The organism is Spirillospora sp. NPDC047279, from assembly GCF_040643285.1.
GTDB lineage: Bacteria > Actinomycetota > Actinomycetes > Streptosporangiales > Streptosporangiaceae > Spirillospora.
Window position 1 is genome coordinate 182,379 of sequence record NZ_JBEYUA010000016.1, and the last position, 21,441, is coordinate 203,819.

A 21,441-nucleotide genomic window follows, 5' to 3' on the forward strand; every position below is an offset into this window, starting at 1 on the left:
CGGTGCCCACCCCCGGCGGTGGCGGGGCTCCAATCCAGGTGCCGCGCGTCCGGCCCGAGGCGCGGGGGCAGGCCGCGGGGTCAGGCCGCGGTGAGGGCTTCCAGGCGGGCGAGCTCGCCGCGCGACGCGACGCCGAGCTTCGGGTAGGCGTTGTAGAGGTGGTAGCCGACCGTGCGCGGGCTGAGGAAGAGCTGCGCGCCGATGTCGCGGTTGGTGAGCCCGGTCGCGGCGAGCCGCACGACCTGGAGCTCCTGCGGGGTCAGCAGGCTCAGCCGGTCGGCGGCGCCCCGCGCGGCGTGCGCGTCGCGCACCGGGCGGGTCTCGCCGGTCGCGCGCAGCTCGCCCCGGGCGCGCTCGGCCCAGGGCACCGCGCCGAGCCGTTCGAAGATCTCGAGCGCGGACCGCAGGGGGGTGCGGGCGTCACCCCGATGACCTGTGCGGCGCAACCACTCGCCGTACAGCAGCTCGGTGCGGGCACGCTCGAACGCGCGGCCGCAGCCCTGGTGGAGGGCGACGGCGCGGGCATAGAGGTCGCCGGCCTCTTCCTCGGGGGCGAGGAGGGCACGGGACCTGAGCGCGACCGCCTCGGCCCAGGCCATGCCGGTCGCGCGTGCCCACGTCTCGAACGACGCCAGGGCCGCGGCAGCACGTTCGGGCCTGCCCGCCCGCGCCGCGGCCTCGACGTGGTCGGGCAGCGTGTAGAGCCCGGCGATGTCGTACCGCGCGACGCCGGCGCCCAGGTCGTCGCGGCGGCGCAGCGCGTCGTCGTGGCGGCCGAGCCCGAGGTCGAGCACGGCGAGGGCGCTCGCCGACCACACGTCGCCGCCGGTGGCGAGGTCGCGCGCGGCGGCCTCGCCGCCGTCGATCGCGCTCAGCATGGCGAGGATGCCGCGCGCGTCGCCGGCGTAGAGGCTCTGGCCGGTGTCCTCGGCGATCCGCAGCGCCTCGGTGGCGGACGCCCGAGCGTCCTGGTGGGCGCCGCGGAACAGCTGCACGCGGGCGAGCGTGCGGAGCGCCTCCGGCAGGACGCCGACCGCGCCCAGCTCGCGGCAGTCGGCGACCAGCGCGGCGGACAGGTCTCCGGCCAGGTCCAGGTCGCCCGTCAGCACGGCCCACTCGATCGTGCACGCCCGTTCCATCAGGCCGAGCCCGGCCAGCACCGCGCCGCCGCCGGTGAGCAGGCGGCGGAGCGGCGGCACGCCGGCGGCCGGGTCGCCCGCCGCCAGTCCGGCCATCCCGGCCGCCGCGTCCAGGAACAGCCCGGCCGCCACGTCGGCCGACTCCGGCAGCAGGCCGCGGATCCGCGCCGCCGTCTCCGCCGTCGCGGCGGCGTCGCCGGTCGCGTAGATGACGCCCATCGCGTCGAACACCATGAACGCGGCCTTCAGCGGCGCCCGCTCGACGGCGCCCTCCGCCCCCTCGACGAGCAGGGCGTGCGCGGTCTTGGGCAGGCCGCGCACGTAGGTGTCCAGCGCCCGTACCTGCGCCAGCTCCGCTCGCATCAGCGGATCGGTCACGTGCGACCCGGCCAGGCCCGCGAACTCGGCCGCCCGGCGCAGCTGGCCGGCGTCGGCGGCGGCCCGCGCCGCCAGCGCCAGCCGCCGCAGCCGGTGCGGCGTCTCGACGCTGAGCTGCGCCGCACGGTCGTACGCGGCGGCGACGGCCGCGTAGCCGCCGCGGCCCCGCGCGAACTCGGCGGTCTCCTCCAGAACGGACGCCACGTACTCGTCGGGCTCGCTGGTGGCGGCGGCGAGATGCCAGGCGCGCCGGTCGATGTTGCCCACGCAGGGGAGCGCGTCGGCGAGGGCCCGATGCGCCGCGAGCCGCGTCCCGACCGGCACGCTCTGGTACGCGGCGGCCCGGATCAGCGGATGCCGGAACGTCAGCCGTCCCTCCGCCAGCCGGACCAGCTCCTTACGTTCCGCCGGGTCGAGGTCCTCGACCGCCGCGCCGAGCCGCCCGGCCGCGGCGATCACCGGCGTGAGGTCGCCGGTGCCCTCGGCGGCGGCGACCGCCAGCACGGTCCGGGTCGCCTCGGGCAGCGCGGCGATACGGTCGGCGAAGGTGCGCTGGATGCGCGCGTACGGCATGGCGCCGGGGTGCTCGGCGAGCATGCCCTCGCGCTGCGCGGCGGGGAGCTCGCGCAGCGCCAGCGGGTTGCCGCGGGCCTCGCCGGCGATCTGGTCGCGGACGTAACGCGGCAGGTCACCGGCGTGCTCGGCCAGCAGGTCGGCCGCGGCGCCGCCGTCCAGCCCGGTGAGCGTCAGCTCGTCCAGGCCGGGCGCGGGGAACGGCGGCGCGTGGCCCTCGCGGGCGCCGAACACCAGCACCACCCCTTCGGCGTTCAGCCGCCGCGCCGCGAACAGCAGCGCGTCCGCCGACGCCGGGTCGAGCCAGTGCGCGTCGTCCACCAGGACCAGCAGCGGACGTTCCTCGGCCAGCTCGCCCAGCAACGACAGCACGGCCAGCCCGATCAGGAACCGGTCGGCGGCGGACTCCTCGTGGCCGAGGGCCCCGCGCAGCGCGCGCGCCTGCCGATCCGGCAGCGTGCCGGCGCGGTCGGCGACCCGGCCCAGCAGCAGGCCGAGCCCGGCGAACGGGAGGTCGCTCTCGGCCTCGACGCCGATCGCCCGCAGCACCTCGAACTCCGGCCCGGCCGCTCCCGCCGCGTACTCCAGCAGTGCGGACTTGCCGATCCCCGCTTCGCCGCGCACGACCACGGCGACGCTGCGCCCGCCGCGGGCGCCCGCCAGCATCCGGTCGATCCGGCCGATCTCGTCCGTTCTGCCATAGAGCATGGTCGGGAGCGTAGGTCACCGATCGGCCCGGCCGGATCGGGCGCTGGACCGAGCCCGGGTCCTAGGACTCCGGGACCAGGACGACCTTGCCGGTCGTGCCCCGGCCGAGCAGCTCGGTGTGCGCCCGCGCCGCCTCAGCCAGCGGGAAGCCCTGCACCGCGGGGACGAGCCGTCCCGCCGCGGCCTCGGCGAGGGCCTTCTCCTGCATCGCGCGCAGCCCGCCCGGCACGTTCACCAGGCGCGGCCCCAGCGCGACCGTGACCTCGGCCATCCGGTCGAACAGGTCCCGGGTGGTCAGCTCGGTCATCGTCCCGGCCGACCAGCCGAACAGCACCATCCGCCCGCCGAACCCGAGCAGCTCGAACGCCTCCCGCCCGGCCCGCCCGCCGACCCCGTCGAAGACCGCCGTCACGGCCCGCCCGCCCAGCCCGGCCGAGACCTCCCCGGACCAGCCGGGCGCGCTGTAGTCGACCGCCACATCGGCGCCCGCCGCCCGCACCCGCGCGACCTTGGCCGCCCCGCCCGCCACGCCGACGACCGTGGCGCCCGCCGCCTTCGCCGCCTGGACGAGCAGCAGCCCGACACCGCCCGCCGCGGCCGTCACCAGGACGACGTCCTCCGGCGTGACCGCGCCGACATGGTGGATCGCGAGCGCCGTGCGCCCGGTGCCGACCATCGCCACGGCCGCCCCGAAGTCCAGGGTGGCCGGGACCTCGAACAGCGCCTCGACCTCGCGCACGGCCAGTTCGGCGTACCCGGCGTGGACCAGCCCCAGATGGGTGACCACCCGCCGTCCCAGCCAGCCCGCGTCCACCCCCTCGCCGACCTGGTCGACGATCCCGGCGACCTCGCGGCCCGGGGTGACCGGCAGGTCGGGCAGCGGGAACGGCAGCCCGTCCGCTTCCCCGGCCTGCACCGCCGTGTCCAGGAGGTGCACCCCCGCGGCCTTCACCGCGATCCGCACCTGGCCGGGGCCCGCCTGCGGGTCCTCGACCTCCTCGTAACGCAGGTTCCCGGCGGGGCCGAACTCGTACAGCCTGATGGCGCGCATATCGATCACTCCGTTCGTTCGCCGCCCCCGACGTTAGGGACGGCGATCACCGGCTCGCCTCTGTCGGACGACCGGGGCGCGCCCGGCCGCCCGGACCCAGTCGCGTGACAGAGGCGGCCCGCGTGCTCGCGTTCCTAACGTCCGGGTCATGAAGAACGAACCCGCCACCGACCCGCCTCCCGCCGTGCCCGTCGCGGGAGCCCCGCCGATGCGCTGGGCTCCCGTGATGGTCACCGCGCTCGCCATGTTGATGGTGACCCTCGAACTGAGCCTCTCCTCGGTCACGCTGCCCGCCATCGGCGCCGACCTGAACGTCGGATCCGCCGCGACCAAGTGGGTGATCCTCTCCTACGCGCTCCCCACCGCGGCGCTCGCCATCCCGCTCGGCCGCTGGGTCGACCGCGCCGACGCCCGCACGGTCTTCCTCTTCTCGGTGACCGGCGTCGCCGTCTCCAGCGTGCTGGCCGCCGTCGCCCCCACGTTCTGGCTCCTGCTGGCCGCCCGCGTCCTCCAGGGCGTGCTCGGCGCCGCGGTCGCCGCCGTCTACATGCCGATCGTCGCCGCCTCCGTCCCGCCCGAACGGCGCGGCCGGGCCCTCGGCTACGTCGCGACGGTCATGCCGCTGGGCGCGATGGCCGGCACCTCCATCGGGGGCTTCATCGCCGACGGTCTCGGCTGGCGCCCCGTCCTCCTCATCAAGCTGCCGATCCTGGCCGTCGTCCTCTGGCTCGGGCACCGTGTCCTGCCGCGCGGCGAGGGCGGCCTGCCCCGGCCCGGCCGCGCGCTGTACGGCGACACCCTGATCCTGGGCGGGGCCGTCACCGCGCTGCTCCTCGCGTTCGACCGCGTGGAGGCCGAGGCGCACGGCCTCGCGATCGCCCTCGCGGTCGTGGCGGTCGTCCTCGGCGCCTGGTGGTCGCGGCTGCCCGGTTCACGCCCGATCCTCGCGCTGACCCGCCGCCCGGCCTTCGGCCTGCCGCTCCTGGGCCTCCTGCTCCTCGCCTCCTACATCGGCCTGACCCTCTTCCTCCTGCCGTTCTACGTGTCGGACGTCTTGGACGGCGGCCCGGCGATGATGGGCCTGGCGCTGATGTTCTTCGTCGGAGCCTTCGCGGCGGCCTCGCCTCTCAGCGGGACCCTCGCCGACCGGTTCCCCGTCCGCCTGGTCGCCACCGCCGGAGCCGCGCTCAGCCTGGCCGGGACCCTCCTGGCCCTGACCCTCGGCCCGGACGCCGGCGTGTTCGACCTGGCCTGGCGGCTGGCCCTGATCGGCCTGGGGCAGAGCCTGTTCAACGTCCCCAACAACACCGCGATCCTGGCCGCGACGCCACCGGACATGGTCGGCGCGGGCAGCGGCGTGAGCATGACCGTCCGCACCCTGGCGTTCACGGTGGGCCCGTCCCTGGCCGCGCTGGCCTACACCCTCGGCGGCACCGGCGCCTCCGGCTTCCGCGCGGGCGTGCTCCTCATCGCCGCCCTTCAGGCCGCCGGACTCCTGGCCGCCCTCTCCGCCCGCACTCCGCCGGGCAACGCGTAGGGGCGTGTGCCCCTCAAGCCCGCGAACGTTCGGCGGAGCGGGTCAGGCGCCGCTGGCGGGTTCCACGGGAGTGGGGTCGGGGCGGCCGGCCTTGAGGACTTCACGCCAGGTGGAGCGGTCGAACGCGGCGGGGGTGGTGGTGGCGATGAAGTCCTCGATGGTGGCGGCGAAGCGCGCGGGGTCGTCGTGGTGGGGGAAGTGGCCCGCCCTCTCGAAGATCTCCAGGCGGCTGCCGGGAAGGGCCTTGTGGGCGATGTCGGCGTGGTGGACCGGGATGATGCCGTCGCGGTTGCCCCACACGATGAGGGTGGGCATCTTCTCGGCGAGGTAGGTGCGGTCGAGCATGGTGATGGCCTGGCCGCGGATGTCGAGGGCGGCGTGCACGGTGCGGAGGAAGGCGCGGCGCGCGGTCGGGTCGGCGAAGTGGCGGTAGCGGCTCATGAGGTAGTCGAAGTCCCCGCCCAGGCCCGCGCCTCCCGCACGGCGAAGGAGGGGAGAGGTCAGGGTGACGGCGCCGCGGACGAGGCGGTTGGTGAGGAGCGTCATGCCCGCGGAGGCCCAGGGCACCGAGGCCAGGCGGAAGGCGGGGTGGACCTCGCGGCCCAGGCCGGCGCTGCTGATGAGGGCGACGCGTTCGCACCGTTCGGGGAACTGGTAGGCGAACTGCATCGCCACCCCGCCGCCCAGGGAGTGGCCGACCACGGTGACCCGGTCGACGCCGAGGACGGTCAGCAGGTCGCGCATGCCGCAGGCGTACGCGGCCACGGCGTAGTCGGCGCGGGGTTTGTCGGACTCGCCGTGGCCGAGGAGGTCCGGGGCGATGACGGTGTGGTGCTCCGCGAGGCGGTCGATGACGCCGGACCAGGTCGCCGAGCAGTCGCCGATGCCGTGGATCAGCAGCAGCGGCGGGCCCTCGCCGGCCATGCGGAACGCGCGCCGGTAGCCGTGAACCTCGCGGTACTGGAGCATGAGGGCAGCGTGAACGAGCCCGGTTTCGGGGGAGTTACGAGTGCGTTGACGATGAGTCAATCAGCGCCCTGACCGTGGCTCAGCGTCCGGTGACCGAGCGGACCAGGGCGCGGGTCTCGGCACGGCGCTCCCAGGCGACGACCGCGAGGACCACGCCGAAGACGATGGGGAGGACGACCAGTCCGGGGGCGTCGAGGGCGGTGCACTGGGCGATGGCCGCACCGATCATCAGGCCGACCAGGCCGGTCGCGGCGGCGCCCGCGAGGCGCGGGATCAGCAGGCCGATGCCGCCGGCCAGCTCGACCGCCCCGGTGAGGTAGCGGAACCACTCACCCCAGCCGATCTTCACGAACGTCTCGACGGCGTCCTTCTGGCCGGCGAACTTGGGCAGTGCCGAGGCGACGATGAGGAACAGCCCGATCGTGATCTGGAGGCCCCAGAGGACGCGGCGCAGGGTGCGGTGGTCGGGGGTGGCGCTCGCGGTGTGAACGTGGGTGGCGGCCATGGTCTTTCCCTCCGGGACGGGTGATGCCTCAGGGGCATCCGTGGTTGTCTCGAACGGGTAGACCGGGCCGCCACCCCGAACTCATCGCTCCCGCGAAGGATTTCTCACGGAATCTTCGAGGGGGCGCTGACCTGCTGAATCAGCTGAACGACGGCATGATCTCGTCGTGGATCAGCCGCAGCTGGGTGTCGACGTCGGCGACGCCGGCCACCTCGCGGCCGGTGAACGACTTCACCAGCGCGCTGTCGGTGATCGCCAGGATCATGTGGTTGACGCCGGACGGCTCGATCTCGCGCTTGATCTTCGCCGTGACCTCGTCGGGGGTGCCGGCGAGCGAGAGCTTCTCGGTGATGTCCGGCGTGGTCAGCTCGATGGCCTTCGCCAGGTCGCCGCCGCCGATCGCCTCGATGATGGGCTCGACGTCCTTGGGGCTCACGCCGTTGCGTTCGAGCTGCTCGGCCGGCATCGCCGACGCGTACAGGCCGACCATGCTGCGCGCGGCCTCCTTCGCGGCGGCCGAGTCGGGCCCGGTCGCGAAGACCACCCAGGCGCCGATGTCGAGCGTCGTCCAGTCCTTGCCCGCGCGCGCGGCGCCGGCCTTGAAGTGCTCGACCGCGTAGTCGTACGCCTCGCGGGAGTAGGACAGCGCGTGGTGCACGCCGTCGGACAGCTCACCGGCCGCCTCGAACGACTTCGGCCCCCGCATCGCCCCGATCTTGACGGGCAGGTGCTCCTGGACGGGCCGCGCGAACGTGAACAGCCCGTCGTAGGAGTAGAACTCGCCGTCGCGGGTGATGGTGCCCTCGTCCAGCAGCGTGCGGACGACCTCGACGGCCTCCTTCACGCGGGTGAGCGGCTTGGTCTTCGTCCAGTCGATCTTGTACTGGGCCAGCACGCCGAAGTTGCCGCTGCCGAGCACGACCTCGGCGCGGCCGTTCGTCAGCTCGTCCAGGGTGGCGGCCGCCTGCGCGATGAGCGTCGGCTCGCGCAGCGTCACGGCGGACACGCTCGGGCCGAGGCGGATCTGCGAGGTCTGCGCGGCGGCGGCGGCGAACAGCAGCCACAGGTCCTTGTGCCACGGCTCGTCGGCCGCGTAGCAGGCGTAGAACCCGAGCTCGTCGGCGAGCCTGATCGAGGCGAGCGACTCGGTCAGCGGGTAGTCGGGGAGCATTGCGTAGCTGAACTTCATGGGTCTCCTTGGTGATGCCCTTGCGATGTGCGCGGGGGAAGCTGGGCAGAACGGTGGCTCTCGTGCGGCGGCTCCTCTCGCGGCCGGGCTCCGTGCTCCCGGTCAGCCCTTGATCTCGGTCCAGGCGCGGGCCCAGCGGTCGTAGTCGACGCACTCGCTGCCGCGCCCGTCGCCGCAGTCGGCGACCGGCGTCTTCCAGAACGCGATGCGCCGGTAGAACGCGGCGTCGCCGACCTGGAAGTCCTCGCAGAAGCCCGGCTCGGTGAACCGGCAGGCCTTCGGGTTGGCCGGCGCCTCGCCGAACCACTGGGCGACCTGCGACTGCACCCGCGCGGACGTGATCCAGTTCATCCAGCGGTACATGCAGTTCGGGTGCTGCGCCTTGGACGAGATCATCCAGGTGTCCGACCAGCCGGTGGCGCCCTCGGTCGGGAGCGTGGTGTCCACCGGGGCCTTCTCGGCCTTGGCCAGGTTGGCGATCACCTGCCACGAGGTGCCGGCGTGGTTGTCGCCGATCTTGAACGCCTGCACCTCGTCGAGGTAGTTGTGCCAGTACTGGCTGATGTTGGGCCGCTGCTTCTTGAGCAGCCCGACCGACGCGTCGAACTGCTCGCGGTCGAGCGCGTAGACGTCCTTGATGCCGAGGTCGGGCCGGTGCGTCTTGAGGTAGAGCGCGGCGTCGGCGATGTAGATCGGGGAGTCGTACGCGGCGATGTGGCCGGCGGCGGGCGACTTCTCGTCCCAGACCACGTTCCACGAGGTCGGCGGTTGCGGGAACTTGTCGGTCCGGTACATCAGCAGGTTGGCGCCGTAGCCGTGCGGCGCCCCGTACATCTGTCCCTTCACCGAGTTGTAGGGCTGGTTCTTGAGGTACGGCGCGATGTCGGCGTAGTTGGCGAGCAGGCCGGTGTTGACCGGCGCCACCTCACCGCCGTAGATGAGCCGCAGGCTGGCGTCGCCGGAGGCCGACACGCCGTCGTAGCGGCCGGTCTTCATCAGCGCCACCATCGAGTCCGAAGTGTCGGCGACCTTGGTGGTGACCGCGCATCCGGTGGCCCGTTCGAACGGGGTCACCCAGTCCACGGCCCTGTCGCTGGAGCCGTCTTCGGCGTAGCCCGCCCAGGCGACGAGGTTGAGCCGGCCCTCGCCCGGCCCGATCTCCTGTTGAACGGGGATCGCGGGCGCGGCCGCCTCGCCCTTCGGCTCGCCGTCGCTGCAGGCGGCGGCGGTGGCGACCGTGAGGACGGCCGTCAGGGCGGTGGCGATAACGGGTCGTACCGATCTGACGTTGATCACGATCGTGGGATTGTAGGCGCACGGACGGTGTTCGTGTGGGGCTATTAGCGTTATCTCGTCATGATCAGTAAAACTCCCCGCAATCGGCCCATAACTGATCTCTCCGGTAGTAGCATCCCCTGCGTTCGTCGCTAACCGTCACCGAACGAAAGCCTTCCGCTGTGGGAACCAAAGGCCGTCGAGCAGGTTCGGGAGCTGGTCATCGGCGCATCCGGCCGGGGTCCGGACGGTTCAGATCCGTCCGGTTCAAGGTCGTGGCGCTCGTCCTGGTGTCGCTGGTGTCGCTGAGCGCCCTCTGGGCGTTCGCGGCCAGCCTGACCCTGGGCGACGGGCTCAACCTGCGCAAGGTCGACACCGTCCACGACCATTTCGGCTACCCGTCCGGCGCGCTCGGCAGCGCGCTGCAGGCCGAACGCCGGCTCGCCGCCGTCTACCTCGGCAGCGGGCTGCCGGGCGACCAGGCCGCGCTGGAGTCGGGCCGGCTGGTCACCGACCGGCAGGCCGACCTGTTCCGCCGGCTCACCGCCGACGAGGGCGCGCAGGACGCCGCGTCCCAGCAGGCCCGCGGTCTCGCGGCCCGGATCGTCCAGCAGCTGGACGCGCTCGGGACCACCCGGACCGCGGTCGACCGCAAGAGCATGACCCGCTCCCAGTCGTTCACCAACTACACCGCCGTCATCACCGATCTCGGAACGTTGCAGGGATCACTTTCGACGCTCAGCAACGCGGACGTCGCCCGGGACGCTCGCAACCAGGTGTCGCTGACGCGTGCCCGCGAGATGCTCGCGCAGGAGGACGCGCTGCTCGCCGGCGTGCTGGCGGCCGGCCGGATGACGCCGGCCGAACGTGCCGAGTTCAGCCGCCTGGTCGGCGCCCAGCGCACCCTCTACGGCCTCGCCGCGCCGGAGCTCGCCACCGCCGAGCGCGCCTACCTGCAACGGATCACCGGGATGCCGGAGTACACCCGGCTGCGGACCCTCGAGGACCGGTTCGCCGGGCAGGCCCGCCGCACGACCGAGGCCGAGACCGCCGTCCTGTGGAAGACCACGGCCGACTCCAACCTCACCCGGCTGCGCGGCCTGGAGCTGGCGCTGGCCGACGCCTCCGAACGCCGCGCCGAGCCGATCGCGAACGGCATCATGGCGCGCCTGGTCATCGCGGGCGCGCTGGGCGCGGTCGCGGTCGTCGTGTCGATCGTGCTGGCGATCTGGGTCGCCAGGTCGGTCATCCGCGACCTGTCGGGCCTGCGCCGGGAGGCGCTCGACCTGGCCGACGTGCGGCTGCCGCGGGTGATCGGGCGGCTGCGCCGCGGCGAGGAGGTCGACGTCGCCGCCGAGGCGCCGCCGCTCTCGTTCGGCACCGCCGAGATCGACCAGGTGGGGCAGGCGTTCAACGCGGCCCGCCGCACCGCGATCCAGGGCGCGGTCGAAGAGGCCACGCTGCGCCGCAGCATCAACGACGTCTTCGTCAACCTGGCCCGCCGCAGCCAGGCCCTGCTGCACCGCCAGCTCGGCCTGCTCGACGCGATGGAACGCCGGATCAACGACCCGGAGGACCTGGAGGACCTCTTCCGGGTCGACCACCTGGCCGCCCGCATGCGCCGCCACGCGGAAGGCCTGATCATCCTGTCCGGCCAGGCGCCCGGCCGCGCCTGGCGCAACCCGGTCGCGGTCATGGACGTCGCCCGCGCGGCCGCCTCGGAGGTCGAGGACTACACGCGGGTCAACGTCGCGCCGATGTCGCGCGCGGCGGTGGCCGGCATCGCGGTCGCCGACGTCGTGCACCTGCTGGCCGAGCTGATCGAGAACGCCGCGATCTTCTCGCCGCCGCACACCACGGTCCAGGTGACCGGGCAGCAGGCGGCGCGCGGCTTCATCATCGAGATCGACGACCGCGGCCTCGGCATGACGCCCGAGGCGCTCGCCGCCGCCAACGAGCGGCTGGCGTCGCCGGGCGAGTTCGACCTGTCCGACACCGCGCAGCTCGGCCTGTTCGTGGTCGGGCGCCTGGCCCGCCGCCACAACGTCAAGGTGTCCCTGCGCATCTCGCCGTACGGCGGAACGACCGCGATCGTCCTGCTGCCGCTCGACATCGTCACGCCGGGCGACGACGAGCGGCTCGACTCCGGCCCGGCCGCGCTCACCCGCCGCGCCGAGGACGCGCGCATCCCCGTCGGGGCGGTGCGCGACTTCCGCCACGACTCGGGATCGGGGCAGTTCCCGGCGATCGAGTCCGGGGGCGGCGGCGCGGTGTTGCGGCTGCCGGTCGGCGACGACACCGGCGGCTTCCCCGTGGTGGACGGCGGTGGCGCGCGGCGCGCGGACACGGGCGGCTTCCCGGCGGTGAGCGGCGGAAGCTCGCCGCGCACCGGCACCGGTGGCTTCCCGGTCGTGGACGGCCGCGGCGCCCCGCGCGCGGGCTCCGGCGGCCACCCGAACGCCGGCGGCGGCCACCGGGCTCCGGTTGGCCACCCGGCCACGGACGCGGGCGGCTACCCGGCCACGGACGCGGGCGGCTACCCGGCCACGGACGCGGGCGGTCATCAAGGTGCGGCCGGTGGCTACCAAGGCGCAGGCGCCGGCGGCTACCAGGACGCGGGCGGCGGGGGCTACCCGGGCGCCGGTGACACGGGCGGCTTCCCGCGCGCGGACGCGGAAAACCCGCCGGGCGAGGCCTTCGCGCGTGCGGACACCGGGCCCTTCCCCCGCGTCGACACAGGGGGATTCCCCCGCGCCGACACCGGAGGATTCCCGGTCGCCGACACCGGCGGGATCCCGCGGGTGGACGCGGCGGGGACGCCGCAGGCACCGCCGCCGACCGGCCCGCCGGTGACGTCCGTGCCGCCGCCGGTCTTCGACGAGCTCTCGCCGATGCCCGCCGCGCCGCCGGTGCCGCCCGAGTCGGTCGTTCCGCCCGACGTGACCGGCGAACGCCCCGAGCTGCCCGTCCGCCGCAAGGCCCCGGGCGGCGCGTCCCGGCCCGACCTGCCGCGGCGGGTGGCGCAGGCCAACCTCGCTCCGCAGCTCCGCCGCGACCGCGGCGCCGGTGCGGGCGAGCCGGCGGCCGCCCCGGCGCCGCCACGGTCCGAACGTTCACCCGAAGAACTGCGCTCCATGATGTCGTCCATCCAGCGGGGCACCCGACGCGGTCGCGCCGAAGGCGTGGAGGACGGCGGAGGGTCGTGATCACGTGATGACCGGACCCGGGAACGAGTGGTTCGACGAGGACGCCGGTCCCCTCGTGCGTTCGTACGCGCTCACGCGCGGCCGTGCCCGCCCGGTCACCCGGGAGGCCTTCGACATGATGGCCGTCATCGAGGCGCGCGGCCGGCCGTCGTTCAGCCAGGCCGGGATCGGCCCCGAGCACCTGGCGATCCTCGAGCTGTGCCGGCGTCCGCTGCCCGTCGCGGAGATCTCCGGGCAGCTGCACCTTCCGCTCGTGGTCGTGCGCGTGCTCCTTGGCGACCTGCTCGACCAGCGCCTCATCGGCGTCATGCGGCCCCGGCGCGAGGAGGCGCCCGGGGCCGACGGCGTCGTCACCGAACAACTGCTCAGGGAAGTGCTCCATGGACTCGAAGCCCTCTGACACCGTCCCGTACCCGGTGAAGATCCTGGTCGCGGGCGGCTTCGGCGTGGGCAAGACGACCCTGGTCGGCGCGGTCAGCGAGATCAGGCCGCTGCAGACCGAGGAACTGCTCACCGAGCAGAGCGTCGGCGTCGACGACACCTCGGGCGTGGAACGCAAGACGACGACCACCGTCGCCATGGACTTCGGCCGCATCACGCTCAGCGAACGGCTGATCCTCTACCTGTTCGGCACCCCGGGCCAGGACCGGTTCTGGTTCATGTGGGACGAACTGGCCGAGGGCGCGCTCGGCGCGGTCGTGCTGGCCGACACGCGCCGCCTGGCCGAGTGCTTCCCCGCGGTCGACTACTTCGAACGGCGCGGGCTGCCGTTCATCGTGGGCGTGAACTGTTTCGAGGACGGTTACGACTACGCGCCCGGGGAGATCTCCGCGGCGCTCGACCTGAGCCCCGACATCCCGGTGCTCCTGTGCGACGTCCGGATGCGCGAGAGCGGCAAGCAGGTCCTCACCACCCTCGTCCGGCACGTCATCGCGCGCCGGGCGCAGCGGACGGCCGGCGCGGCGTCCGGCTGACGTCCCGGCGGAACGCGGCATGCCGGCGGGGGAGAGGACTCCACCCGCCGGCACGATGCGGCTCGAGGTGATGCGCGCCGGCGGTGCGGCCCGGCGGTGATCAGGCGGGTTCCGGCGCGAGGGCCGTGGCCGTGGCCGGAGCCGGCGCGGACACGGTCTTGGCCGCCGGAGCGCCGTCGCCTGCCGGGGCGCCGTCGTCGTTCGCCGGGGTGTCGTCGTCGGTGGGACGGGTGAGCGGCACCTGCTTGATGAACCAGGAGGTGGCGAAGGCCAGGACGGCGAGGACGGTCGCCAGCAGGAAGACCTGGTGCGTGCCGGCCGAGACCGCCTGCTCGTACACGTTCCGCACCGCCTCGGGCAGCCTGGCCAGCGCCGCCGAGTCGAGCTGGGCGTTCTCGCCGCCGCCCGCGGACGCCATGCCGTGGCCGGCCATGACGTCCTGCACCCGGCCGGTGAAGAGGGCGCCCGCGACCGCGACGCCGATCGAGCCGCCGATGGTGCGGGAGAGCGTGGCGGTGGACGAGGCGACGCCGAGGTCCTTCGGCTCGACGCTGCGCATCGTGATGATCATCGTGGTCTGCATCAGGCAGCCCATCCCGGCGCCGAGGAAGGCCATGAAGACCATCGAGGTCGGGCGGCCGGTGCCGGTGCCCATCGTGGAGAGCAGGAAGACGCCGATCGAGATGAGCAGGGCGCCGGTGATGATGACCGGCTTGTAGTTGCCGGTACGGGTGATGTACGGGCCGGCGAAGCTGTTGACGAGGATCATCGACAGGAAGACGGGCATCATCAGGATCCCGGCGTTGGTCGCCGAGGCGCCCTGGACGGCCTGCTGGAAGAGCGGCAGGAAGGTCATCGAGCCGAACATCATCACGCCGAGCATGAACCCGATCAGCGTGACCAGGGTGAAGTTGAGGTTGCGGAACAGGCCCAGCGGCAGCACCGGCTCGGCGGCGCGGCGTTCGACGGCGAGGAAGGCGGCGGCCGAGACCACCGACAGGACCAGCAGGCCGATGATCGTCGCGGAGCCCCAGGCGTACTGGTTGCCGCCCCAGGTGGTGGCGAGCACCAGCGAGGCGATCGCGGTGCCGAGGAGGGCGACGCCCAGGTAGTCGATGCGCGCCTGGCTGCGCTGCTTGGGCAGGTGCAGCACCGTCGCGACCATCACCAGGGCCAGCGCGCCCAGCGGCAGGTTCACGTAGAAGCACCAGCGCCAGCTCAGGTTGTCGGTGATGAAGCCGCCGATCAGCGGCCCGCCGATCATCGTCAGGCCCATCACCCCGGAGATCATGCCCTGGTAGCGGCCCTGCTCCTGTGGTGGGAAGAGGCTGCCGATCAGTGCGAACGCGCCGACCATCAGCCCGCCGCCGCCGATGCCCTGCACGGCGCGGAAGGCGATCAGCTGGGTCATGTCCTGGGACGTTCCGGCCAGCATCGAGCCGATCAGGAAGATGACGATCGAGGTGAGGAAGACGCCCTTGCGGCCGTACATGTCGCCGAGCTTGCCCCAGACGGGGGTCGTCACGGCGACGGACAGGGTGTAGGCGGTGACCACCCACGACAGGTGGGCCATCCCGCCCAGGTCGCCCACGATGGTCGGCATCGCGGTGCCCAGGATCAGGTTGTCCAGCGAGGCCAGCATCATCGCGATCAGCACGGCGCCCAGGACGACGTACTGGTTGCGGGCCTTGCGCGGGGTCTCGTCGGGAGGTGTCTCGGCGGGGGCCGTCATCGTGCTCATGTCGTCAGCTCCTGGGGGTGGATCCTGAGTCCGGGAGCAACTTACTTGCCGCCCGGCTAGTTATGTTGAGGAGAACGTACGGCGCTAACTTGCCGGGCGTCAAGTAAGTTAGGGTCGGACCTTGGACCTAGGCCGTACGCGGAGGGAGGGTGATGTGACCAAGCCGCAGACCCGGCGCAAGGACACGTACCTGCGCATTCAGAACGCCGCGCTGGAACTCTTCCTGGAGCACGGCTACGAGAAGACGTCCCTGCGAGAGATCGCCGAGAGCCTCGGCGTCACCAAGGCCGCGCTGTACTACCACTTCAAGACCAAAGAGGACATCGTCCACAGCCTCTTCGCGCGGCTCGGCGGCGAGTTCGACGAGCTGATCGAGTGGGGCGATGCCCAGCCGGCGACGCTGGACACCAGGCGCGAGCTGCTGAGCAGGCTCAACACCATCCTGGCCGGCGGCGCCCCGATCTTCCGCTTCCTCCAGGAAAACCAGGCCGCTCTCCGCGACATGCGTCTGGGCGAGGACTTCAAGGCGCGCATGCAGTCCCTCGGCCGCCTGCTCACCGACGACGACGCCGGCATGGTCGACCGGATCCGCGCGGTCAGCTCGCTCTTCACCGTCTACTTCGGCGGGTTCGCGCTGATGGACATGGAGGGGACGATGGAGGACAAGCGCGCCGCGCTCCTCCAGGTCGCCGAGGAGATGCTCACCGCCGCGCACGCCCCGAAGCCGTCGCCCGAGCCGAAACCGACGCCGAAACCGACGCCGAAACCGACGCCGCGGCCGTCGCCGGAGGCGTCGGCGCGGCCGTGATGGAGACCGAGGCCGCGGCGCGCGAGTAGGCGCCGGGCGTGGTGCCCGTCCAGCGTTTGAACGCGTAGGTGAAGCTGGACGTCCCCGAGTAGCCGAGCGCCGCGGCGACGGACTCGACCGTGCGGCCGGTGGCCAGCATCGCGCGGGCGGCGGCGCTGGTGGCCTCCGCGAGGAGCTCGCTGTACGCGACGTTCTCGGACCGCAGGCGCCGCCGCAGCGACCGTTCGCTCAGGCCGAGCCGGGCCGCCGTCTCCGCCTGGCCGGCGATGCCGGCCCCGGCCTCCAGCCGCCGGCGCAGGTCGGCGCGCACCCGGGCGGCGAGCACCCCGCCCGGGTGCGCCGAACGGCGGGCGCGCAGCTGGCGCTCGCAGTGGCGGCGGCTGAGCTCCGCGGTGGTCGGGTCGGCCTGGGGGAGCGTGGCCGACAACGTCAGGGCACTGATGGTTCCGCAGGTCACGGTCCTGCCGAACGACGGGCGGACACCGAGGACCGTCTCGTAGAGCGCGGCGTAGGACGGCCGGGCGTGACGGAACCTCACATCGTCCAGCCGTACCTCGGGCCCGGCCAGGTCGCGGACGAACGTGGCGACCGCGGCGAGGTCCCGTTCGGCGAGGAAGCGCGCGACCTCCTCGCCGTACGAGGCGCGGATCGCGCGGTCGTCGATGACGCTGCGCAGCGCGCCGGTCGTACGTTCGGCCGTCCACGGTGAGAACGCGTACGTGAGGTCGAAGTAGCGCATGCCGGTGTCGACCGCGGTGCCGAGCGTGGGGCTGCTGATCGCGGCGAGGCCGAGCAGCCCGAACGTGGTCGGGTGGTAGCGGGCGCCCGCCCGCAGGCCGAGACCGGGGACGTGGCCGAGCGCCCCGACCAGGTTGGCGATCAGGGCGAGTTCCTGGCCGGCCGAGATCTCGGCCTCGGGGTCGGCGAGGTCGGCGCGGGTCAGCCCGGTCCCGGCGAGGCACCGTGCGGCGGGCATGCCGTGCTCGGCGGCCAGCCGGGTCAGCAACACCGCGCTCGCGGCACCGCGGCGCGGCGCCCAGGTGACCGGATCCGTCATCCAGGCGGCCGTAACTCGCATGTCCTCACCAGCCCCTGCCTCGTGGCGTTCCAAGGGATGAGCAGGACACTAGACGCGTATTGGCAGTCTGCCAATAGCCTCCCGTGCGGTCGCGTACGCCGGGACGCGCCGCGAGGGCCACCGGGTCGCGCACGCGCTGCGCACGGCACTGATCAGAAGCCCGGGAGATAGGTGCCGGGGCCACTAGCATCACTGCTTATGGAGCTGCGGCAACTCGAATACTTCGTGACCGTCACCGAGGAGGCCGGCTTCACGCGGGCCGCCGCCAAGCTGCACGTCGCCCAGCCCGGCGTCAGCGCGCAGATCCGCCAGCTCGAACGCGAGCTCGGCCAGCCGCTGCTCGACCGGTCCGGCCGGACCGTGCGGCCGACCGAGGTGGGCGCGGCCGTCCTGCCGTACGCGCGGGCGGCGCTCGCCGCCGTCGCCGGGGCCAGGCTCGCGGTGGAGGAGCTGACCGGCCTGGTGCGCGGGCACGTCACGGTCGGCGTCGTCGAGTGGATGACCGTCCTCGACCTGCCCGGCCTGCTGGCCGAGTTCCACGGCGACCATCCGAACGTGGAGATCACCATGTTCGAGGACCAGACGGTCGACCTGATCGAGGCCCTGCGCACCGGCCGGCTCGACCTCGGGATCATCAGCATCGGCGACCCGCCGGAGGGACTGGAGACGCAGGTCGTCATCGACCAGGAGATCGTCGCCGCCGTCCCGCCGGGCCACGAGCTGGCCCGGCGGGAGTCGATCCCGCTCGCCGCGCTCCGCGACCGCCCCCTGATCTCGCTCCCGAAGGGCACCGGCCTGCGCGGCGTCTTCGACCGGGCCTGCGCCGCGGCCGGGTTCACCCCGCAGGTGTCCTTCGAGGCCGGCGACCCGCCCATGCTCGCCCGGCTCGCCGCCCGCGACCTCGGCGTGGCGATCCTGCCCGAGTCGGCCGCCCGCGCGTTCGCCGCCGAGGTGCGCACCGTCCGGATCGGCCGCCCGCGCCTGCGCGGCCGCATCGCCCTGGCCTGGCGGGCCGACGGCCCGACGAGCCCCGCGGCCCGCGCCCTCATCACCCTCGCCCGCACCCGAATGCCGGCTCCCGCCCCGGCTCCCGCCTGACCGTTCCTGCCGGCGCGGCTGACCACCCGCGGCCGACCGACGCGGCCGACCCGTACGTGGCGGGCGGTGCCCGGCTCGGCGCGGCGCTGGCCCGTGACGGCGCGCTGCCCCGGCGGCTCGGCGGCCCCGGCCCGCTGGCGGCCGTCACCGGCGTGCTCACCGTCCCGGTCGTGCTGAGCGGCCTCGATCTCGACGCGCCGATGCGGGCCACGGCGGCCTGCCTGGCCGCGGTCACCGTCCTGGCCATGGCGGCGGCCGTCCGCCTCCTGCCGGGACGCGGGCGCGCGGTCGCCGTGGCGGCCACCGCATTCAGCGCGGTCGTCGTGATGTCCTGCGGGCTCTTCCTCCTGCTCCCCGCCGTTCGCGCCGCGGACCGGCGGGCGGTGGCGCCCCGAGGGTGGGCACGAATGGAGAAGCACGGCCGGGGAGCGCCCACCTAGCGTGAAGGGCATGGAGGGACCCATGCTCACCTTGCCCCTGTGGCCGCCGAAGACCGTCGCCGTCCTGACGACGGTCGGCCCGGACGGGCCGCACGCGATCCCCGTGTCGTCCCCGGTGCGGGCGGGGGACCGTTCGATCCTGATCAGCCTGCACCGGTCGCGGCGGTCGCTCGGCCGGATCGAGGACCTGCCGCGGGTCGCGCTGCTGGTCACGGCGGACGGCGTCGCGTTCACCGCCCGCGGCACCGCCCGGATCGTGGCGCACGGCATGGCCGGCGCGCCCGACTTCGCCGCCGTCGAGATCATCGTCGGCGACGTCGACGACCACCTGACGGGCGTGTCGGTGCGGATCGGCCTGGACGACCGGATCGATACCCTCCTACAACTGGTCGCGATACGCCGCAGGTGCAGGGCCGCGGCGCGGCCAGAGGAGGCCTGACATGGCAGAACCGCGCGGCCCGGTCCAGCGCAGGCAGGACGCGCTCGCCAGGCTCGAACAGGACGTCGACGCGTGGGTCGCCACCGCCGACGAGAAGACCGGGACCCCGTACATGATCCCGCTGTCGTTCCTCTGGGACGGCACGACGCTGCTGGTCGCCACCCCCGCCGCGAGCCCGACCGCGCGCAACCTCCAGGCCACCGGCAAGGTGCGCCTCGGCATCGGGCCCACGCGCGACGTCGTCCTCATCGAGGGCACGGCGGAGGCCGTCCCCGATGCCGAGATCCCGGCCGCGACCGGCGACGCGTTCGCGGTCAAGACCGGCTTCGACCCGCGCGCGGAGACGAACGAGTACCTCTACTTCCACATCCGGCCGCGACGGCTCCAGGCATGGCGCGAGGCCAACGAGATCGCCGACCGCGACCTCATGCGCGCCGGCGCCTGGCTCGTCTGAACGAAGGATCGCCCATGTTGTTCAAGGCCGTCGTCGAACCGTCCGGGAACGCCACGGCGGTGCGGGTGCCCGCCGAGGTGCTCGACGCGTTCGGCGCGGGCAGACGCCCGCCCGTCACCATCACGATCAACGGCCACACCTGGCGCAGCCGCGTCGCGGCGATGCGCGGCCTGTCGCTCATCGGCATCAGCGCCGCCCACCGCAAGGGCGCCGGGATCGAGCCGGGCGACGAGGTCGAGGTGGAGGTCACGCTCGACACCGAGCCGCGCGTGGTCGTCGAGCCGCCCGACTTCGCCGCCGCGCTGGACGCCGACCCGGCCGCGCGCGCCGCGTACGACAAGCTCGCCTACAGCCACAAACGGCAGCACGTGCGGGCCATCGAGGACGCCAAGACCGAGGCGACCCGGCAGCGCCGGATCGCCAAGGCCGTCCAGACCATCGTCGGCGACTGACCCGGGTCAGAGGCCGTAGGCCTCCAGGAGGCGCAGCCAGATCTCGCTGACCGTCGGGAACGACGGCACGGCGTGCCAGAGCCTGTCGAGCGGCACCTCGGCGGTGACGGCGATCGTCGCCGCGTGCACCAGCTCGGCGACCCCGGGACCGGCGAACGTGACGCCGAGCAGCACCTTGCGCCGCTCGTCGACGACCGCCTTGGCCCGTCCGGTGTAACCGTCGCCCAGCAGGTAGGCGCCGCTGACGTCGCCGATCTCGTACTCCACGGCCCGCACGTCGAAGCCCTGGTCGCGCGCCGCCGCCTCGGTGAGCCCGACCGCGCTGACCTGCGGGTCGGTGAACACCACCTGCGGCGCCCCGTACCCGTCGGCCACGTCGCGCAGCCCCGGTCCCTCGTCCGGCTCGCCCTTGGCACGGGCGACGATCACGTCGCCGCAGACGCGGGCCTGGTACTTGCCCATGTGGGTGAGCAGGTTGCGCCCGTTGACGTCGCCGACCGCGTACAGCCACTCCGAGCCGGGAACGCGCAGGCTGTCGTCCACCCGCACCGGCCCCTTGGCCTCCAGCCCCGCCGTCTCGAGGCCGATGCCGGACGTGGCGGGACGGCGCCCGGTGGCCACCAGGATCTCGTCGGCCTCGACCGTCGACCCGTCGTCCAACTGGACGGTGACCGTGCCGTTCGCGTGCCGTTCGACGCGGGTCGCGTTGGTGTTGAGCCGGACGTCGACGCCGCCCGCGCGCATGGCGTCGGCGAGCAGTTCGCCGGCGAACGGCTCGTTCCGTTCGAGCAGGCGACCACCACGGACGATCAGTGTCGTCTCCTCCGCGCCGATCGCGTGCAGGGCCTGAGCCATCTCGCACGCCACCACGCCCCCGCCCAGGACCGCGAGCCGCCGCGGCACCTCGCGCAGGGTGGTCGCCTCGCGGCTGCCCCACGGCCTGGCCTCCGCCAGCCCCTCGATCGGCGGGACGACCGGCACGCTGCCGGTGGCCAGCACCACCGCGTGCCGCGCCCGGACGTCGGTGACCGCGCCGTCCGGCCCCGTCACCTGGACCGTCCGGTCCCCGGTGAGCCGGCCTCGGCCGCGGATCAGCGTCGCGGGCAGCTTGGTGATCCACTCGACCTGCCCGGCGTCGTCCAGGTGCGAGACCGCCTCGTCCCTTCGGGCCAGCACCTTGCCGGCGTCCACCGGGCCGAGCTCCAGCCCCGGCACCCGGGCCACCTCGCCCATCAGGTCCATCGGCCGCAGCAGCGCCTTGCTCGGGATGCACGCGTAGTAGGAGCACTCACCCCCGGCCAGATGCTCCTCGACCACGGCGCACGAGAACCCTCCCCGCACCACCCGGTCGGCCACGTTCTCGCCGGCCGGGCCGGCGCCAATCACGACAACGTCGATCTCCAGATCGGCCATGAGCCCACGTTATC

19 protein-coding genes are annotated in these 21,441 nt (G+C 73.7%); 10 read left to right on the plus strand and 9 right to left on the minus strand.

What is annotated here, in order from left to right:
- Positions 1-80 precede the first annotated feature (80 nt).
- The gene (locus ABZ810_RS35170; protein ID WP_358410652.1) at positions 81-2,798 is read right to left on the minus strand and encodes an AAA family ATPase; all 2,718 of its coding nucleotides are present in this window, start codon (positions 2,796-2,798) and stop codon (positions 81-83) included.
- Between the two features lie 61 nt (positions 2,799-2,859).
- On the minus strand, positions 2,860-3,849 hold the full coding sequence (locus ABZ810_RS35175; protein ID WP_358410653.1) for a zinc-binding dehydrogenase: 990 nt from the start codon (positions 3,847-3,849) through the stop codon (positions 2,860-2,862).
- A 148-nt stretch (positions 3,850-3,997) separates the two neighbouring features.
- Between ABZ810_RS35175 and ABZ810_RS35180 the strand changes: the two genes are divergently transcribed.
- A complete protein-coding gene (locus ABZ810_RS35180) occupies positions 3,998-5,386 on the plus strand; it encodes an MFS transporter (protein WP_358410655.1) in 1,389 nt (462 codons plus the stop codon).
- Between the two features lie 42 nt (positions 5,387-5,428).
- Here the strand turns inward: ABZ810_RS35180 and ABZ810_RS35185 are convergent, their stop codons facing one another.
- From ABZ810_RS35185 to ABZ810_RS35200, 4 genes are all read right to left on the minus strand, one after another.
- Complete coding sequence (locus ABZ810_RS35185; protein ID WP_358410657.1) at positions 5,429-6,355, minus strand: alpha/beta fold hydrolase; 927 nt, start codon at positions 6,353-6,355, stop codon at positions 5,429-5,431.
- A 79-nt stretch (positions 6,356-6,434) separates the two neighbouring features.
- A complete protein-coding gene (locus tag ABZ810_RS35190) occupies positions 6,435-6,860 on the minus strand; it encodes a DoxX family protein (protein WP_358410659.1) in 426 nt (141 codons plus the stop codon).
- A gap of 139 nt (positions 6,861-6,999) precedes the next feature.
- Positions 7,000-8,049, minus strand: coding sequence for an LLM class flavin-dependent oxidoreductase (locus ABZ810_RS35195; RefSeq protein WP_358410661.1), 1,050 nt, complete (start codon positions 8,047-8,049; stop codon positions 7,000-7,002).
- Between the two features lie 102 nt (positions 8,050-8,151).
- On the minus strand, positions 8,152-9,345 hold the full coding sequence (locus tag ABZ810_RS35200) for an ABC transporter substrate-binding protein (protein ID WP_358410663.1): 1,194 nt from the start codon (positions 9,343-9,345) through the stop codon (positions 8,152-8,154).
- Between the two features lie 254 nt (positions 9,346-9,599).
- On the opposite strand from ABZ810_RS35200, the gene ABZ810_RS35205 reads away from it, so the two are divergent.
- Genes ABZ810_RS35205 through ABZ810_RS35215 form a run of 3 tightly spaced genes read left to right on the plus strand, consistent with a single transcriptional unit; the run spans position 9,600 to position 13,504 of the window.
- Positions 9,600-12,530: a nitrate- and nitrite sensing domain-containing protein gene (locus ABZ810_RS35205; RefSeq protein ID WP_358410665.1), complete on the plus strand. Its 2,931-nt coding sequence runs from the start codon at positions 9,600-9,602 to the stop codon at positions 12,528-12,530.
- A 7-nt stretch (positions 12,531-12,537) separates the two neighbouring features.
- Positions 12,538-12,930: a DUF742 domain-containing protein gene (locus tag ABZ810_RS35210; protein WP_358410667.1), complete on the plus strand. Its 393-nt coding sequence runs from the start codon at positions 12,538-12,540 to the stop codon at positions 12,928-12,930.
- Positions 12,911-13,504, plus strand: a complete 594-nt coding sequence (locus tag ABZ810_RS35215; RefSeq protein WP_358410669.1) for an ATP/GTP-binding protein — start codon at positions 12,911-12,913, stop codon at positions 13,502-13,504. Before ABZ810_RS35210 ends, ABZ810_RS35215 begins: the two co-directional genes overlap by 20 nt.
- A 100-nt stretch (positions 13,505-13,604) precedes the next feature.
- On the opposite strand, the gene ABZ810_RS35220 is transcribed toward ABZ810_RS35215, so the two are convergent.
- The gene (locus ABZ810_RS35220) at positions 13,605-15,245 is read right to left on the minus strand and encodes an MDR family MFS transporter (protein ID WP_358410670.1); all 1,641 of its coding nucleotides are present in this window, start codon (positions 15,243-15,245) and stop codon (positions 13,605-13,607) included.
- Between the two features lie 154 nt (positions 15,246-15,399).
- Between ABZ810_RS35220 and ABZ810_RS35225 the strand changes: the two genes are divergently transcribed.
- The gene (locus tag ABZ810_RS35225; protein ID WP_358410672.1) at positions 15,400-16,053 is read left to right on the plus strand and encodes a helix-turn-helix domain-containing protein; all 654 of its coding nucleotides are present in this window, start codon (positions 15,400-15,402) and stop codon (positions 16,051-16,053) included.
- Here the strand turns inward: ABZ810_RS35225 and ABZ810_RS35230 are convergent.
- Entirely contained in the window at positions 15,947-17,110 is a 1,164-nt protein-coding gene (locus ABZ810_RS35230) for an AraC family transcriptional regulator ligand-binding domain-containing protein (RefSeq protein WP_358410674.1), read from the minus strand. The two genes, ABZ810_RS35225 and ABZ810_RS35230, sit on opposite strands and share 107 nt — an antisense overlap.
- Before the next feature lie 219 nt (positions 17,111-17,329).
- Between ABZ810_RS35230 and ABZ810_RS35235 the strand changes: the two genes are divergently transcribed.
- The 5 genes from ABZ810_RS35235 to ABZ810_RS35255 are packed head-to-tail and all read left to right on the plus strand — an operon-like array spanning position 17,330 to position 20,014.
- The gene (locus ABZ810_RS35235; RefSeq protein ID WP_358410676.1) at positions 17,330-18,229 is read left to right on the plus strand and encodes a LysR family transcriptional regulator; all 900 of its coding nucleotides are present in this window, start codon (positions 17,330-17,332) and stop codon (positions 18,227-18,229) included.
- Positions 18,230-18,285: 56 nt separating this feature from the next.
- A complete protein-coding gene (locus ABZ810_RS35240; RefSeq protein WP_358410677.1) occupies positions 18,286-18,669 on the plus strand; it encodes a hypothetical protein in 384 nt (127 codons plus the stop codon).
- A 22-nt stretch (positions 18,670-18,691) separates the two neighbouring features.
- A complete protein-coding gene (locus ABZ810_RS35245) occupies positions 18,692-19,108 on the plus strand; it encodes a pyridoxamine 5'-phosphate oxidase family protein (protein WP_358410679.1) in 417 nt (138 codons plus the stop codon).
- A 1-nt stretch (position 19,109) separates the two neighbouring features.
- A complete protein-coding gene (locus ABZ810_RS35250) occupies positions 19,110-19,562 on the plus strand; it encodes a pyridoxamine 5'-phosphate oxidase family protein (RefSeq protein ID WP_358410680.1) in 453 nt (150 codons plus the stop codon).
- 14 nt (positions 19,563-19,576) lie between these two features.
- Positions 19,577-20,014, plus strand: a complete 438-nt coding sequence (locus ABZ810_RS35255) for a YdeI/OmpD-associated family protein (protein WP_358410681.1) — start codon at positions 19,577-19,579, stop codon at positions 20,012-20,014.
- A gap of 6 nt (positions 20,015-20,020) precedes the next feature.
- Here the strand turns inward: ABZ810_RS35255 and ABZ810_RS35260 are convergent, their stop codons facing one another.
- The gene (locus tag ABZ810_RS35260; protein ID WP_358410682.1) at positions 20,021-21,427 is read right to left on the minus strand and encodes an NAD(P)/FAD-dependent oxidoreductase; all 1,407 of its coding nucleotides are present in this window, start codon (positions 21,425-21,427) and stop codon (positions 20,021-20,023) included.
- Between the last annotated feature and the right edge of the window lie 14 nt (positions 21,428-21,441).